Here is a 15579-nt window from a genome sequence, read left to right on the forward strand (position 1 = left end):
ACTGGATGGGGAGCGGTGATATTATGAGCACTATAAATTTTTCAGAAGTGTATTGTATGTATTATAAAAGGCTGTTTCATATAAGTTATTCGATTACAAGAGATATTTATATTGCAGAGGATGTCGTCCACGAAACGTTTATAAAAGCCTTGAAGAAAGTTGAAACGATTGAAGAAGAAAGCAAAATAGGTGCTTGGCTCTCCATGATTGCAACTAGAACTGCGATTGATTTTGTGCGTAGAGAAAGAAAAAAGAAAGGAATCCCGATGGAGCAGAATATGCTTGAAAGCCTAGGGAAAGAAATGAAACAAAACGTGGAAGAGGAAGCAGAAGTTGAAATGTTGGTGGAGCAAGTTAATATTGCAATAAAGAGCTTAACTTTTGAGTATCAGGATGTACTTATGCTTAAGCTAGGGCATGGTTTAAAGGAAAATGAAATCGCCCACGTCCTTAACTTAAAGCCTAGTACTGTTAAAACAAGGATTTACAGAGCAAGGAAACAACTAAAACAATTGTTTCTTGTGCATATTAGTGCTTAACATTAATAGCCATTATGAAAGTTTATGTTATTTATTATATAGTTAAATCTTTTTTCGGTAATACTTTTTTAATATAAAAAAGCTCAATTCATCTCATAGCAGAGTGAATTTGAGCTTTTTTTGTATATGCTAGCAGCTTTCTACATCTAAATCAGAGACAGGCCACCAGAAGAATCCGTCTTTTTCAAGAAGCTCATCAGCCTCTTTAGGACCCATTGTGTTTGATTCGTAGTTCGGGAAGCATTCTGCTTTCGTGCTTTCCCATACTGCAGAAATCTTATCTACAAAGTTCCATGAAAGAGCTACTTCATCCCAATGAGTGAAGTTTGTTGCATCACCGCGCATGCAGTCAAATAAAAGCTTCTCATAGGCTTCTGGTGTGTTAATTCCGTCAATTCCTTTGTTTGCAAAGTTAAGCTTAACTGGAGTTGTTTCCATATTTTGGCCTGATTTCTTCGCATTTAAATGAAGCGTAATGCCTTCTTCAGGTTGAATATGAATAACTAGCAAGTTTGGATTTAATGTTTCTTCTGTTTGGTAATATAAATTCATCGGAATATCTTTAAACTGGATCACGATTTTCGTTGATTTTGACTCCATTCGTTTCCCAGTTCGGATATAAAAAGGAACTCCTGCCCAGCGGAAGTTATCAATCATTAGCTTTCCTGCTACAAAGGTTTCTGTATTTGAATTTTTGTCAACCATAGGCTCGTTATTATAGGCAGGAAGATCTTCTCCATTTACTTGACCTGATCCATATTGACCGCGAACAAAATACTCTCGCACGGTTTTACCTTCGATTGGTCTGAAGGCTCTAAATACTTTAACCTTCTCAGATCTAATTTCATCTGTTGTAAGGCGGATAGGAGGCTCCATCGCAAGTAACGCAACCATTTGAAGCAAGTGGTTTTGAACCATATCTCTTAGCGCCCCACTTGTTTCGTAATAACGACCGCGTTCTTCAACACCAAGAACCTCACTTGATGTTACTTGGATATTTGAAATATAGCGATTGTTCCATAAAGGTTCAAAAAGAGCATTTGCAAAGCGTATAACTTCAATATTTTGGACCATTTCTTTTCCAAGATAGTGGTCAATACGATAAATTTCCTTTTCGGAAAATGCTTGTCTAATTTGTTTATTAAGCTCTTTAGCAGATTCTAGATCATGACCGAAAGGTTTTTCAATGACAAGACGTTTAAAGCCAGAAACATCGGTTAATCCATCTTCTTTTAAGTGGATCGCGATCGTTCCAAAGAACTCTGGAGCCATTGCTAGATAGAAAATTCGATTTCCTTCTAATTGGTACTGATGATCAAGCTTTTCTGCTAGTTGTTTTAGCTCAGCATATGAGCTTGAATCTGTTACATCATGGGAATGGTAGTAAAAATGAGAAGAGAATTGCTCTCTTTGAGTTGCTTCTCCATTTTCATTCGCTACCGATTTTTGTACATTTTGCTGAAATTCTTCGTTTGTTAGTGTTCTTCTACCTACTCCAACAACAGCAAAGTTTTCAGATAGCTTTCCTTTTTTATATAATCGATATATCGAAGGAAACAGCTTTCGTTTTGCTAAATCCCCTGTTGCGCCAAAAATCATGATTAGTGCAGTTGGTTTTTCATTCTGTTTCACTTTAATGGACCTCTTTTCATTCAAAATATGTATTTGTAAATAGCAAATGAATTCCTTTTTCATACTTGATAGAGTCTAGTGTTAAAAACATCTGTACAGATATAGAATTTTATCGGTTTCTAAGCTATTTAGCAAATATAATGCAACAAAAAAATGATTTTTTCTTTAAATGAATCAAATTTTCACAAAATATTCATTTGACAAAATTTTTTTTATTATACACTAAAAATCGTGTTTGTTGTGAAAATTTTTTTTAGAAAAATCAGTAAGTATGACAAAACTAACAAAATCCAACAGAAAATTGAGTTTGAATGAGACTACAAGTATTCTTTAAAGAATTACGGAGCAAGAATTCATAGAACTGTGGTATAGTAATTATGAAATTGCTTTAAAGGGGATCGGAGATTATGGATTTATTTTTTCTAGGTACTGGAGCAGGTGTTCCAGCAAAGGTACGTAACGTTACCTCAGTTGCTTTAAAGCTATTAGAGGAACGAGGGGCTATTTGGCTATTTGATTGTGGTGAAGCTACACAACATCAAATTTTACATACATCGATCAAGCCGAGAAGAATTGAAAAAATTTTTATTACTCATCTTCATGGAGACCATCTTTATGGACTCCCAGGTCTTTTATCTAGCAGATCCTTTCAAGGAGGAGAAACAGAGGTAACTGTTTTTGGTCCTAAAGGATTAAAGGAATATATTCATGTAAGCCTTTCAATAAGTCAAACGTATCTAAAATACCCACTGAAGGTAATCGAAATAGAAGAAGGGTTCATTTTTGAAGACGAGCAGTTTTTAGTTGAAGCTCGTTTACTAGATCATGGGATACCATCCTACGGATATCGTGTCGTTGAAAAGGATCGACCGGGAACTTTGATGGTTGATAAATTAATGGCTGCAGGTATTAAGCCTGGTCCTGTCTATAAAAAAATAAAAAATGGTGAAAATGTTACTTTGGAAAATGGTACGGTGGTTGATGCTAATCAGTTTGTAGGACCAGATCAAAAGGGGAGAATCGTCACGGTTTTAGGAGATACACGCACTTGTGAAGCAGCTTCTTTACTTGCAAAAGACGCAGACATTCTTGTTCATGAAGCAACTTTTTCAAAAGGTGAGGAACACTTAGCTTACGAATACTATCACTCAACAACTTATCAGGCAGCAAAAACGGCTCAAAAAGCGAAAGTAAAAAAGCTATGTTTAACACATATTAGTGCAAGGTATGATCGCAGTTCATGGGTGCAGCTTGTAAATGAGGCAAAAACAATATTTGAACAAACGGAGATCGCAGAGGATTTCAAAGAAATACATATTCCTGCAAAAGACTGAAGTTGGAAAAATAGAAAATTATGTAGATTGTCTACTCAATCTGATTCGTACAAATGTTACTTCTAAGATTTTGAAAAACGTAAAGAAGAACATTTTCAAGCATTGAAAGTACCTCTATAGCAAATTTTGTTTTTTTCGGAAATCATATTCGTTAAGGATTCGAAGAGGGTAGTAATCAGTAAGTTGTCAATACTATGAAAAATAATAAAGGCTGGATACGAGTTTCTCCTTCTAGAGAGGCATCTAAATGAAGGATATAGGTTTGTATCTAGGAATGATTAATTCATAACAATTTGCATTTGAACTAAACCGGTACACTATTAAATAAGGACCTCCAACAGAGGTCCTTTGATTATACCGATTGTTATCAACATTATTTATCCGTTTCATTAATTAAAGAACATTTTCAAAAACAACTTCTTCAACAAACTGTAAAATAAATAAGTAAAGAAAACTCCCGTTTTATATTATCATTCAGAAGTTTATGATAAACGATCTGATTTTATAAACTGGGAAATCCTTATCAAAAAAGAGTGTGTTTGATAAACTTAATTTTCTGAATTTTTTGATCAAAAAACGATAGCATGATTCGATTTTGATTCGTATAGTATTTTATATTATTTTTGGCGAATCGCTTCCATGACTTGCGGGTCTAACAGAGCTTCCGTGAACCAGTTCGGGTACAAAGCCGCTGGACGGGTGAGATCATCCAAGACAGTGAGTTCTTCCGAACATAGTGAAAGGTTGACAGCCTTTAGATTGTCTTCCAACTGTTTTATGTTGCTAGAACCGAGCAATACGGTGGACACATGGGACTGGGCCAGCAGCCAGGACAGGGATACTTGTGCAGGCGAGGCGCCATGTGAATCTGCGATCTCACGCAGTTTGTCAACCACTTGGAATCCCCACTCTTTATTGAGCGGGATGAAATCAAAGCCGCTGAGCCGATTGTTTGGATTGGTCAGATTATCACGGTTATATTTTCCGCTCAGAAAGCCGCTCGCTAGAGGGCTCCATACCATGAGTCCAACTCCACTTGCTTTTAGAAATGGAGCTACTTCATGCTCAATGTCGCGCCCGACCAGAGAATAATACATTTGGCTTGTGATGAACTGCGCCCAACCGTGATCTTTTTGCATTTGCAACGCTTTTGCAGCCATCCAAGCTGGCCAGTTCGAGTACCCGATGTAGCGTACTTTTCCAGAGCGTACTAGATCATTTAACGCTTCAAGCGTTTCTTCCAGCGGCGTGAGCGGATCGGTTTTGTGCACGATGTACAGATCGATCGTATCGGTACCCAAACGCTTTAAGCTCGCTTCACAGGAGTCCATGAGATGTTTGCGGGAGAGACCTGTCTGGATCAACCCTCTGCCTATTCGCATGCCGACTTTTGTAGAAATGATTACCTCGTGTCTATGTTCTTTAAGTAGTTTTCCTAACATGATTTCGCTCTGTCCGTCAGCATACGCATCGGCTGTATCAAAAAAGTTTATACCCAATGCCAAAGCGCGGTCAACCATTGCTTTGGCATCGTTCTGGTTTACTTTGTATACGCTCGGGATGTTTCCCGAACCAAATGTCATTGTTCCAAAAGCCAGTTTTGAAACCACCAGTCCCGTATTTCCTAGAAGCGTATATTTCATGTTTAAGATCCTCCTTTTGGGAATGTTATTCTCTCGACAATTTCAGTTTAAACAATAGAAGAAAAATTTTCTTGAACAGAATGAGCAGTTTTTTGTACAAAAAAACCACAACAAGCCGTAAGGACAGGTGTTGTGGTCAACGGTTAAGGAGAAATTCTCTTGGTGTTGCCCCTACAATTTTTTTAAAGTGGCGGTTCATGTGGCTTTGATCTGCAAATCCGAGCTGAACAGCAATTTCACCCATGGAATATTTTTGGCTTTGAATTAGTACCTTTGCCTTCTGCACTCGCAAATGGATGAAATACTTATGTGGTGTCAATCCGGTCATTTGCTTAAAAAGCCGAACCAGGTGGGAAGCACTCATGTTTGCAACTTCAGCGAGTTCATCTAGCGAAATGTCGCGTGCTAAATTGGTGTGCATATATTCGATTACACGGGAAATTTGCTTGTTCGATAATTTGTTCAGGTATAAAGATGGTTTGCTTCGTCCCGATGTGTAGTTTTGCAGCAAGTGGATAGCCAGTAGATTGACAAGGGAGTCGAGATACAATTGGCCGCTTGCTCCTTCATTCTGTAATTCGTCAGCAAGCCACTGGCTGATTTGAAAGAGTTTCTGATCCTGCAATTGTAATTTGTGTTGAAGTTCCACATTTCCTGAGATATGGAAATCGGTTTTTAAGGCTACTTCTTGGAGAAAAGACGGAGACAAATTCATTCGGTAAAAAGAAAGTTTATCCTCCCAACGGCAATAACTCATCTCACCAGCAGAAAATAGATTGATGTTGCCTGGTTGTGCTATGCCTTCGCCGAAATAGCCGTCTGTACGCTCTAAGACTTTAACCGGTATAGGTGTAGCATGAATGACAATTAGATGCTCCGACAGGGCGGGTTCGTATGCTTCTTGTGGAGTGACATCTTCCCATTTAGAAAAAGAAAGGTCTTTCCAGCCTAGAAGATTGCTGTTGAGAACAAGTCCGTTGTTATCGATGTTGATTCCCCCTTGAATTTGTATTGTATATTCACTTCATTATAAAGGAAAATCGGAAATCTATATTTCCTAGTTTCAAGGTAGCACGATTTTCATGAAAATCGTGCTAAATGATTCAAAAATCAACAGAGTTATTTAATCTAGTCTAAAAAGAAATATTAGATCCATCCACGGCTATATTGTTTTGGAGCTTCAATGGTTATGCCAAGCTCTTTAGCCGCTGTTCTAGGCCAGAATGGGTCTCTTAATAACGCTCTGGCAATAAAGATAAGATCAGCACGTTCATTTTGCAAAATTTCTTCTGCTTGAATGCCTGTCGTAATAAGACCAACCGCTCCTGTTGGGATTGCTGCTTTCTGCTTTATTTCCTCTGCATATTTCACTTGATAGCCTGGATATGACGAGATATCAGCTGGCACTAACCCGCCAGAACTAACATCAATAAGGTCAACCCCTTGTGCCTTCATCCATTTGCTCATGGCAATGTATTCTTCCACCCCTAAACCATTTTCATGATAGTCAAAAGCTGATACTCTGACAAAAAGAGGGCCGTTCCAGACGGTATTTATTTCATCTATTACTTCTTTTAAGATCCGATATCTGTTTTCTAGCGTACCTCCATATTGATCTGTTCGTTGATTTGATAATGGGGACAAAAATTCATTAATTAGATATCCATGAGCTGCATGAATTTCGATCACGTCAAAGCCTGCATTTTTGGCTCTTTCAGCACCTTTTTTAAAGTCTTCAATGGTGTGGCGAATGTCTTCTAAGGTCATTTCTTTTGGCATTTTCATTTGCTCATTAAAGGGGATGGCAGAAGGAGCAAAAATGTCTCCTTCAAGGACGGCTTTTCTTCCGGCATGGGCCAGCTGGATCCCTGTTTTCGCTCCATGCTCCTTCATCATCGTTGTCAACTGCTTTAATCCAGGGATATGATCATCATCCCATATTCCTAAATCTTGTGGGGAAATACGTCCTTGGGATGCTACGGCTGTAGCTTCTAAAATAATAAGTCCGACTTGCCCTAAAGCTCTTGATACATAGTGTGTTAAATGAAAATTTTGCACCTTTCCGTCCTCGTGATAACTAGAATACATGCACATAGGAGCCATCACGATCCTATTCTTGAAGGTCGTATTTTTGATTGTATAAGGGGAAAATAATTTCATTGCCAATTGGAAAGCCTCCTTTATTTATTTCGGTAACCAAAATAAATTATAGCAATTTTTAGTAAGAATAGAAAAAAACTAGCTTTTAATTGCTAGTTTTTTTGAAAGAAATTGTTTATTTAGATCAATGCTCGATTTTATAAGGAAAGTTCGAATTCCTTGCTTAATGCTTTTCCTAAATCCTTTGATTTGTTCGTTGCTGTTTTAATGCATTCGATAAAGGCTTGTTTGACATGATTTGCTTCAAGAACGTTTATACCAGCTTCTGTTGTTCCCCCTGGGCTTGTTACTTCTTTACGAAGCTGTTCTGGTGCTTTTGAAGATGTTGATACCATCTCTGCAGCACCAATCAATGTTTGTACGATTAAATCCTTTGCAAGCTGACGATCTAATCCGATTTCTACTGCGCTTTTTTCCATTGCTTCTATTAGGTAATAAATATAGGCTGGTCCACTGCCGGATAAACCAGTGACGGCATCTAGCTGTTCTTCTTTCACGATGGTGGTAAGCCCAACAGTTTCAAACATTTCGGTTACAAGCTTTATTTGTTGATCAGATACGTTTTGGTTTAGTGCCAATCCTGTTGCTGATTTTCCTACGGTAGCGGATGTATTTGGCATAGCTCTCACTACTGCTAAAGGCTGGCCTGCGAGCATCTCAATACTTGAAATGGATACACCAGCCAATACAGAAATTAAAAGTGTTTCTTTTGTTAAATAATGCTTTAATCTAGTAATAGCTTCGGCAGCATCCTTTGGTTTCATGGCTAGGATAACGATATCTGTATTCTTAAATAATTCATCCAAATCATAAGAGAAGCTTGTTCCATATTTATTTTGCAAGTCGATGAGCTTTTCACGATTACTTCTGTTTGTTGTCCATATTTGGTTGGCAGGCAGCATGTTTTTTTCTATAATGCCTGAAATGAGCGCTTCAGCCATTGAACCGGCTCCGATAAAGGTCATTTTGTTCATATTTATCTCCTCCGTTGCTTTTTCACTTGTTATGGATATCATATCCGAAATAAAAACAAAAAAGACCCCTCATCCTAAAAAGGACGAAAGGTCTTGCTTCCGTGGTACCACCTTCATTCACCTTTTTTACACATTAAGTTAAAAAAGGTGCTGCTCTAGTTCCATGTAACGCTGGATGACGTTTAGGTTTGCCTAACAGCTCATAAGGAAGGTTCAATGGTTAAGAGGACGGTGAAACCTTTCAGCCAGTGGGCTTCACTCTCTATCGTCATACACCATTTACTAGTCTTAATCATAGCAATTTATGCTTTTATAAAAGGAGCGATATTTGAAGTCTATCGACGAACTACTCTAATTGATTTTATTGTTTTCCCAATTATGCAAGATAGACTGCTTGCCTGTCAAGGGATAAATGACTTATCTATCATCATATTTTGCTTTATTTGGTGAAAATAATGACAATAAGTAGAAAGAAAGCTAAACTAAATTTTATAATGGTTGAATGAGTATGTATTTATAAAAAGGAGTTTTTTTATATCATGTCAGTTTGGGAAAATGGAATAGCGAAACTTTCTTTACCTACCCCTTTTCCAGTCGGGGACGTCAATATCTACCTTGTAAAAAATGAAGCTTTAACTTTGATCGACGTTGGTCCAAATACGAAAGAAGCTTGGTTTTCTTTAGAGAATCAGTTAAAATCGTTAAATCTACAGCTTGAGGATATTGACCAGGTTGTGTTAACCCATCATCATCCAGACCATTCTGGACTTTTAGCTAAGCTTCCAGCAACGACAAAGGTTTATGGTCATCCGAACAATGAACGATGGATATTTCGGACAAAAAGTTTTTTGCAGCAATTTAATGATTTTCATCAGCAGATTTTTACAGAGCTGGGTGTGCCAGTTAATTTTGCTCCAAGAGTAAACTTTTTAAAAGACTCTTTTATTTATTCTTGTCAACGATCTTTGACAGGAACGGTTAAGGAAGGTGAGTCTCCAAAAGGTTTATCTGAATGGAAAGTCATCGAGACCCCGGGACATGCTCAAAGTCAAATATGCCTTTTTAGAGAAAAAGACGGGATCTTAATTAGTGGAGACCATTTGTTTGCACATGTTTCATCAAATCCACTTATAGAACCACCGTTTCCTGGAAAAAAAGAGCGTCCTAGGTCTCAGCTTGACTACAATAAGTCACTTAAAAAGCTTTTAGACTATTCCATAAGAAAAGTATATAGCGGACATGGGCCAGAGGTGTTTGAAGTTCCTGATCTTGTAAAGGAAAGACTTTCTAGAGAGCATAACCGAGCGATGAAAGTTCATAGCTGGCTCGAAAAAGAAGCCATGACAGCATTTGAAATTTGTCAAAGACTTTTCCCAAATGCTTATGAAAGTGAGTTTCACCTAGCCATTTCAAAAACGGTCGCCCAATTAGATTACTTAGAATCGTTAAGAAAACTACATATTAATGAAGATCAAATACCTTTTCTGTACTCGGCTGTAAAATGAGGTGCTTAACATGTCTGATCGTTTAAAAAATAAAAATATTATTATTACAGGTGCTTCCTTCGGAGTAGGCTTAGAATTAGCTTCTCTTTGTGCAAATAGGGGAGCTAATTTAGTTCTTTTAGCAAGAAGCATTGAAAAACTAGAGCAAATTAAGCATGAGCTTGAAGATCGTTTTTCCGTTTCCGTCTTCGTATATAAGTTAGATGTTTCCAACTCGGATGAAATTGAGAGGATATTTTTAGAAATTAAGAATGAGCTTGGTCACGTCGACATTCTTGTAAATAATGCAGGCTTTGGAATGTTTAAGGAAGCAGATCACATAAGCTTAGATGAGGTTAAAGCAATGTTTAATGTGAATGTGATCGGGCTTATGGCTTGTACAAGCATGGTTCTTCCTTGGATGAAGGAGAGAAGAAGTGGTCACATCATTAATGTCGCATCAATGGCTGGAAAAGTGGCTACACCAAAATCAAGTGCCTATTGCGCGACAAAACATGCTGTTCTTGGTTATACAAATAGTCTCAGATTGGAGCTTGCCGAACACAATGTTTTTGTAACAGCTGTCAATCCCGGTCCAATCATGACAAACTTCTTTACAATTGCTGATAAAAAGGGAACGTATGTAAATAGTGTGAAAAAGTATATGCTTACACCAGTTTATGTAGCAGAAAAAATTGTGAATTGTATGTTAACGCAAACAAGGGAAATCAACCTGCCGCGCTGGATGAATGCAGGCAGTGTTATTTATGCTTTATTTCCGAGAGCCTTTGAAAGGATAGGGAAGCGGGCCTTTAACAAAAAATAGATAACCGTTGCGTTATGCAGCGGTTATTTAAAAGTAAGGTGAGTTAGTTATGTACTCATATACAACATCTTGAACGAGATCATGCAGAACAGCTGATTCATCTGTCTTTTTTCCCCGTACAACCTTTTCATACATACTCTCAAAATCTTCGTCAGTTAAAGACACATCTTCAGGGAGATATTGTTTTAAACAGCTCTTCATCATTTTAAAAATGAATTTTTTATCCATTGGCTACACCTCAGAGCCTATTATAATTCTTTTAGAGAGAATGACAATCTTTTATAGAGGCTGTTTTTTTTTTGACAGTTATGTTAACGAAAAAACCAGTTGTTTTGACAATAAAGTTGTTTGATTTTGAATACCAAAGTCACATAACACTTATTTAATTATGCCGAAATATGTAGATTAGTGTCACATTATTTAAATTGTTAGCTGATTTTATCTATAGTAATATAGAACCATACTCGTGTGTTAATAGTAATTTTGAACTAATTAACAAAAATAATAAGGTGAAAAACAAAAATTATTATACTTTGAATTACTTAATAAATTTGATAAAGATAAACTCATAAGAAAGTTGAGGACGAAAAGCCATGGGTCTACTGTTCATTATGAATGGTGATTGCCAGGCTACTGAATCGCTTTCTTTGAGGGCTATTCTTTGATCAATCTTTTTAATAAAGAACGTGTTCTCTTAGCAGTAAAAAAGGTTTTTGGTTAATTGCTCAAAGCCTAGGAAAAGAGGATATACTAATGAAACAAAATAAATTGCAAATCGGAATGGAATTAAATCAGGATATTTATTCTTCTATAGGCATATTGCTGCTTAAGAAAGGAACTCTACTAAACGCCAAACATATTTAACTTTTAGCTAAACACGATATTAGAATAGAAAAAGAGTCATTAAGTAAAGTAGATACAGGAATTAGCGGTCTTTATCAAAAAAGTCTAACACGTTTAAAAGCTCAATATAAGGATCTATATGATAAGGAAAGTTTAAAGAAAGAAGAAGCACGATTAATAGATGACTCATTTATGAATATATATACGGATTTTTTTAATAAAAGCTTAACTATAATAGACTTAAAGGAACAAATTATTACAGATGAGTACTTATATCAGCATAGTTTAAATGTAGGATTGATCGCAAGTAAAATTGGTCAAATTATGGGTCTTAAAAAGGAAAACAACTTTTATTGGCCCGTATGAGTTTATTCCACGACATTGGAAAGTTCAAAATAAGCCATAATATTTTACATAAACCAGCACGATTGACAGATGAGGAATTTACAGAAATGAAAAATCACCCAATTTATGGATATAATATGTTGAAGGATGCTGAGTTGTCGAAAGAAATTTTATTAGGAACTGTTCTCCACCATGAACGATTGGATGGTTCTGGTTATCCTAAAGGATTGACCTCTAAGAATATTCCTTTTTTAGTAAGAATACTATCCATTGCAGACACCTTCGATGCAATATACTCTAGCAGAGTATATAAAGATCAGAAATCTATACTTTTTGCTGTAGAGGAACTATTAAAAGACTCACAATTAAATAAATTGGATAAAGATATAACAAAGAAATTTACATTATATTTAATGGTGTCTTTAAAGGAAAGAAAAATAGTATTGAGAAATGGCCAAAAAGCTGAAATTATACACATATTCTCAGATCACCCGAATCAACCAATCTTAAATATAGAAGGACATACTCCTCTTGATCTAAAAAAAACAGGGTTAACACTGAATCAAGTTGCTAATATATAGGCAAGGTGAAAATTTACAACTAGATATAAATCCGCCTCTTCTATCAGATGTTTATACAACTGATTCCACCACGCCCCCATTTTTGGATAAATTATTTCCTTTCGATAATCAACTTTTGTCATTTAATATCTCATTATTCAATATTTTTAGAAAATTTATATTATTTTGTATTTACAAATGGGCAGTTTTTTTGTATGATAAAGACAAGCAATAAATGCTACATAGAAAGAGGGTGATTCCAAAAGAGCAGCGAAAGGCGAAAGCATAAAATAATTATGCTGGGTAACTCATAGGAAGTAAGGATTAAAAAAATTTTTACGCTTGTTTGTGTAATATGGAAAGAAGGATTAATTGTAATGTGTGAAGAAATAAGGTAAGCGACCTTGTTCATTCTAAACTAGAAGAACAAGGTCGCTTATTGTGTTTTAAAGTTCTCTTAAACTGCATTGAGTTTTACCCTCTATCCAAATTTCCAGTTAATCTGATAACACTCCTACAATTTTGGTACCGTGCAGCTCTGTAGCTCCGGTTTGTTTTACTACCATTTCTATGTTTTGATTGTGAATGCCTCCGCCTGGCATGATAATAATTCGATTGCCTGCATATCTTATCAAGTCTTTAATGATAGACAGATTTTTTATGGCACTTTCCTCTCCGCCTTTTGTTAATATACGGTCGACGCCTAGATCAATGAGAAGATCGATTGCTTCTTTTTTATTTTCAATTTCATCAAAGGCCATATGAAAAGTGACACTTAGCGGTTTAGCTGCATTGATTAATCCTTTCATTTTTTCTCGATCTATTTTATTGTCTTTATTTAATACACCAAACACAACACCATGGACTTGAAGATGTTTACAGATTTCAATATCTTTTCTCATAATTTCGAGTTCTGCATCTGAATATATAAAATGCCCACCACGAGGACGAATGATGACATTTACAGTGATATTAGGTAGTTTATTTGTCAGTACAATCGAACCATAGCTAGGTGTTGTACCGCCTTCTTTTAGGTTATCGCATAGCTCGATCCGATCCGCCCCTAATAGAGCCGCTCGTTTAGCTTCCTCATAATGACCCACGCATGCTTCTTTTATATATGACATAACTCTTTTACGCTCCACGTTTATCTATTATTTAAAAAATCTCTATTTCTAAGCATAGCGAAGGTAAGGTGTTTTAACAAGATAAGAAACTTTTTTAATTGGTTTAAAAAGGATTTTCCCTAAATGTAAGTTATTTAGCTATTTTATATTTGAGCTTGCAGAATCACTCTTTCTGCATTTTCATGCTAAAATGGTAGAGAAAGTGGGGGGATAAATGATGCAAATTGAAATAACAGAAGCAGCTGCTGCAAAGCTGTCAGAACAAATAAATGGACAGACCGGTTTTTTAAAGTTAAAGTACGACACTGAAGGCTGTGGCTGTGTGGTAAATGGAGTACCTGCCCTTTGGTTTGTATCGAAGCTACATGATGACGATCTTGAAATTCAAACGAATGCTGGTAGTATCTATGTGGAAAGATCGAAGGAAGTTTTTTTCGATGAAAAAATGAAGATTGATTTTGTAGAAGCTGCAAATTATTATCAACTAAAAAGTCCAAGCCAATACTTAAACCCAACGATGAGCTTTTATAATAAAACAAGTGTATGAACGATCTAAACAGTGGGCAATCTTCAAAGGATAAAATGGAGATTGCTCTTTTTAATGTTTTAACCTATCTTTTAAGAAATGATCCATAACCATATGCTTCGATTTAATTCCTCCAACAATATACCATTTAGTGAATAATGGTTTCGAGTCTCTAAATTTATATGCTAAAATTGGAAAAAATAAAAAGATTTGAAGAAGGGGGAAACATGAAACCATATTTACTAACACAAAGAATCGAAGAACTATCCATGAATGCTCTACCAGCAATCAGTACGGTCTTATATGACGGCTGGGTATTAAGATTTTCTAATGGCTACACAAGAAGAGCAAATTCAGTGAACCCTATTTACCCATCTAGTGAGAATGTAGAAAGTAAAATTGATACATGCGAGAAGCTATTTCATCAAAAGAACTTAAGTGTTGTTTTTAAAATAACAGATCATGTTTTCCCGGAGGACTTGGATGATGTCCTTCAAGAAAGAGGATATGATATGGACAGTGAAACGAGTGTCCAGCAGCTTGATTTACTGCATATTGAAGAACCTTCAAATCATAATGTAGAGTGGAAGCCTGAATGGAATGAAAAATGGTTTAAAAGCTACTGCACCCTTAATCAAGTAAGTGAAAAAGATCAACCCACATTAAAGAAAATGTTAATGAATTTAGTGCCAGAGTGCTGTTTTATTATGCTGAAAAACAATAATGATGAGGTTATAGCTTGTGGGTTAGGCATTTTAGAAGATGGATTCATGGGTTTATATGATATCGTAACGGATGAAACCTGCAGAAAGCAAGGCTACGGCAAGCAGCTTGTTTTAAACCTGCTTCAGTGGGGTAAAAGAAATGGAGCCAACCAGGCTTATCTTCAGGTTATGTTAAATAATCAACCAGCCCTGAAGTTATATGCTCAAGTGGGCTTCAAAGAGAAATATAAATATTGGTACAGATTGACATCCTCCCCCACCTAAAATTCTCACGAATTTTTGAGGAAGGGGATTCCAACAGAGTTTCACTGCGTATAGAACGGTCAGTGCCGTTGGTGTTACCGTTACCTCCTCACAGTCCGTTCTCTGTTAAAAAACAGAAATCGGTAGCAAATCATCGGCTAGGTGTATAGCTCAGTCAGGAGCCTTACGAAAAGCATTAGACTTTCCGCAGCGGTTTTAAGCCGCAGTCGTTTTAGGGTCAGTAGATGGTCTTGTAGAAATGACAAAACTAGCGTTTATATCCGCATTTTGTTTATGACCACAAGAGCATTTGTAAAAAGAACCTCTACGGTTCTTTTTTATTGTCTTACCACATGTAGAACATTCCTGGCTTGTTTTAAACGGATTCACCTTTTGCACCTCTAGCTCAGCTAATTGTGCTTTATAAGTGATTTTTGTTTCCAAATCATAAAAAGCCCAAGAATTAATATTTCGGTCACTACGTTTCCAGTATTTCTTCATGGAGCGAATATTAATGAGGTCCTCTAATTTAATAACAGAGGCACCTACAGATTTAGCAAACTCAACAATTTTTTTGGAAAAAACATGGTTCCAGTATTGGATAATCCGTTGTTCTTT

At 36.4% G+C, this 15579-nt stretch carries 16 protein-coding genes, 1 riboswitch and 1 other annotated feature; of the genes, 8 read left to right on the top strand and 8 right to left on the bottom strand.

Annotation, left to right across the window (positions count from 1 at the left end; all coding sequences use genetic code 11):
• Positions 1–23: 23 nt before the first annotated feature.
• Entirely contained in the window at positions 24–539 is a 516-nt protein-coding gene (locus tag FDO66_RS06465) for an RNA polymerase sigma factor (protein WP_181444466.1), read from the top strand.
• A gap of 129 nt (positions 540–668) precedes the next feature.
• Here FDO66_RS06465 and zwf read toward each other — a convergent pair whose 3' ends face one another.
• The gene (gene zwf / locus FDO66_RS06470; protein WP_141431797.1) at positions 669–2171 is read right to left on the bottom strand and encodes a glucose-6-phosphate dehydrogenase; all 1503 of its coding nucleotides are present in this window, start codon (positions 2169–2171) and stop codon (positions 669–671) included.
• 407 nt (positions 2172–2578) lie between these two features.
• Between zwf and rnz the strand changes: the two genes are divergently transcribed.
• Positions 2579–3505, top strand: a complete 927-nt coding sequence (rnz, locus tag FDO66_RS06475) for a ribonuclease Z (RefSeq protein ID WP_141431799.1) — start codon at positions 2579–2581, stop codon at positions 3503–3505.
• 617 nt (positions 3506–4122) lie between these two features.
• On the opposite strand, the gene FDO66_RS06480 is transcribed toward rnz, so the two are convergent.
• The 4 genes from FDO66_RS06480 to proC form a co-directional block, all read right to left on the bottom strand.
• On the bottom strand, positions 4123–5148 hold the full coding sequence (locus FDO66_RS06480; RefSeq protein ID WP_141431801.1) for an aldo/keto reductase: 1026 nt from the start codon (positions 5146–5148) through the stop codon (positions 4123–4125).
• Between the two features lie 136 nt (positions 5149–5284).
• Positions 5285–5863 (bottom strand): helix-turn-helix domain-containing protein, encoded by a 579-nt coding sequence (locus FDO66_RS06485; RefSeq protein ID WP_258535635.1) that lies wholly within the window; start codon positions 5861–5863, stop codon positions 5285–5287.
• Positions 5864–6294: 431 nt separating this feature from the next.
• Positions 6295–7314 carry an NADPH dehydrogenase NamA gene (gene namA, locus FDO66_RS06490; RefSeq protein ID WP_141431805.1) on the bottom strand — a complete coding sequence of 340 codons (1020 nt, stop codon included), beginning with the start codon at positions 7312–7314 and terminating at the stop codon, positions 6295–6297.
• A 131-nt stretch (positions 7315–7445) separates the two neighbouring features.
• Complete coding sequence (proC, locus tag FDO66_RS06495) at positions 7446–8324, bottom strand: pyrroline-5-carboxylate reductase (RefSeq protein ID WP_141431807.1); 879 nt, start codon at positions 8322–8324, stop codon at positions 7446–7448.
• A gap of 34 nt (positions 8325–8358) precedes the next feature.
• Positions 8359–8587, bottom strand: a binding site (T-box leader).
• A 234-nt stretch (positions 8588–8821) separates the two neighbouring features.
• Between proC and FDO66_RS06505 the strand changes: the two genes are divergently transcribed.
• Positions 8822–9787 carry an MBL fold metallo-hydrolase gene (locus tag FDO66_RS06505; RefSeq protein WP_141431811.1) on the top strand — a complete coding sequence of 322 codons (966 nt, stop codon included), beginning with the start codon at positions 8822–8824 and terminating at the stop codon, positions 9785–9787.
• Between the two features lie 10 nt (positions 9788–9797).
• On the top strand, positions 9798–10592 hold the full coding sequence (locus tag FDO66_RS06510; RefSeq protein ID WP_141431813.1) for an SDR family NAD(P)-dependent oxidoreductase: 795 nt from the start codon (positions 9798–9800) through the stop codon (positions 10590–10592).
• A 27-nt stretch (positions 10593–10619) separates the two neighbouring features.
• On the opposite strand, the gene FDO66_RS06515 is transcribed toward FDO66_RS06510, so the two are convergent.
• Positions 10620–10820 (bottom strand): YqzH family protein, encoded by a 201-nt coding sequence (locus tag FDO66_RS06515; protein ID WP_141431815.1) that lies wholly within the window; start codon positions 10818–10820, stop codon positions 10620–10622.
• A 321-nt stretch (positions 10821–11141) separates the two neighbouring features.
• Positions 11142–11230: riboswitch (cyclic di-GMP riboswitch) on the top strand.
• A 397-nt stretch (positions 11231–11627) separates the two neighbouring features.
• Here FDO66_RS06515 and FDO66_RS20745 point away from each other — a divergent pair.
• Together FDO66_RS20745 and FDO66_RS06520 are read left to right on the top strand one after the other, a co-directional pair.
• On the top strand, positions 11628–11801 hold the full coding sequence (locus FDO66_RS20745) for a hypothetical protein (RefSeq protein WP_181444467.1): 174 nt from the start codon (positions 11628–11630) through the stop codon (positions 11799–11801).
• Positions 11798–12361 (top strand): HD-GYP domain-containing protein, encoded by a 564-nt coding sequence (locus tag FDO66_RS06520; RefSeq protein WP_181444468.1) that lies wholly within the window; start codon positions 11798–11800, stop codon positions 12359–12361. The genes FDO66_RS20745 and FDO66_RS06520 overlap by 4 nt, the downstream gene beginning before the upstream one ends.
• 476 nt (positions 12362–12837) lie before the next feature.
• Here FDO66_RS06520 and FDO66_RS06525 read toward each other — a convergent pair whose 3' ends face one another.
• The gene (locus tag FDO66_RS06525) at positions 12838–13485 is read right to left on the bottom strand and encodes a copper homeostasis protein CutC (RefSeq protein ID WP_258535636.1); all 648 of its coding nucleotides are present in this window, start codon (positions 13483–13485) and stop codon (positions 12838–12840) included.
• Positions 13486–13684: 199 nt separating this feature from the next.
• On the opposite strand from FDO66_RS06525, the gene FDO66_RS06530 reads away from it, so the two are divergent.
• Together FDO66_RS06530 and FDO66_RS06535 are read left to right on the top strand one after the other, a co-directional pair.
• Positions 13685–14014: an iron-sulfur cluster biosynthesis family protein gene (locus FDO66_RS06530; RefSeq protein ID WP_141431842.1), complete on the top strand. Its 330-nt coding sequence runs from the start codon at positions 13685–13687 to the stop codon at positions 14012–14014.
• 206 nt (positions 14015–14220) lie between these two features.
• Entirely contained in the window at positions 14221–14982 is a 762-nt protein-coding gene (locus tag FDO66_RS06535) for a GNAT family N-acetyltransferase (protein WP_141431821.1), read from the top strand.
• Positions 14983–15177: 195 nt separating this feature from the next.
• Here FDO66_RS06535 and FDO66_RS06540 read toward each other — a convergent pair.
• The coding region (locus FDO66_RS06540; protein ID WP_141431823.1) for an RNA-guided endonuclease TnpB family protein at positions 15178–15579 on the bottom strand (402 nt) is incomplete at its 5' end.

This window comes from Bacillus sp. 03113, from assembly GCF_006546985.1.
Lineage (GTDB): Bacteria > Bacillota > Bacilli > Bacillales > Cytobacillaceae > VATK01.

Bases quoted from the DNA above. Each gene is read 5' to 3' on its own strand.
- FDO66_RS06465 (WP_181444466.1), top strand. From the start codon at position 24: ATGAGCACTATAAATTTTTCAGAAGTGTATTGTATGTATTATAAAAGG.
- rnz (WP_141431799.1), top strand. From the start codon at position 2,579: ATGGATTTATTTTTTCTAGGTACTGGAGCAGGTGTTCCAGCAAAGGTA.
- FDO66_RS06480 (WP_141431801.1), bottom strand. From the start codon at position 5,148: ATGAAATATACGCTTCTAGGAAATACGGGACTGGTGGTTTCAAAACTG.
- FDO66_RS06485 (WP_258535635.1), bottom strand. From the start codon at position 5,863: ATGAATTTGTCTCCGTCTTTTCTCCAAGAAGTAGCCTTAAAAACCGAT.
- proC (WP_141431807.1), bottom strand. From the start codon at position 8,324: ATGATATCCATAACAAGTGAAAAAGCAACGGAGGAGATAAATATGAAC.
- FDO66_RS06505 (WP_141431811.1), top strand. From the start codon at position 8,822: ATGTCAGTTTGGGAAAATGGAATAGCGAAACTTTCTTTACCTACCCCT.
- FDO66_RS06510 (WP_141431813.1), top strand. From the start codon at position 9,798: ATGTCTGATCGTTTAAAAAATAAAAATATTATTATTACAGGTGCTTCC.
- FDO66_RS06515 (WP_141431815.1), bottom strand. From the start codon at position 10,820: ATGGATAAAAAATTCATTTTTAAAATGATGAAGAGCTGTTTAAAACAA.
- FDO66_RS20745 (WP_181444467.1), top strand. From the start codon at position 11,628: ATGAATATATATACGGATTTTTTTAATAAAAGCTTAACTATAATAGAC.
- FDO66_RS06520 (WP_181444468.1), top strand. From the start codon at position 11,798: ATGAGTTTATTCCACGACATTGGAAAGTTCAAAATAAGCCATAATATT.
- FDO66_RS06530 (WP_141431842.1), top strand. From the start codon at position 13,685: ATGCAAATTGAAATAACAGAAGCAGCTGCTGCAAAGCTGTCAGAACAA.
- FDO66_RS06535 (WP_141431821.1), top strand. From the start codon at position 14,221: ATGAAACCATATTTACTAACACAAAGAATCGAAGAACTATCCATGAAT.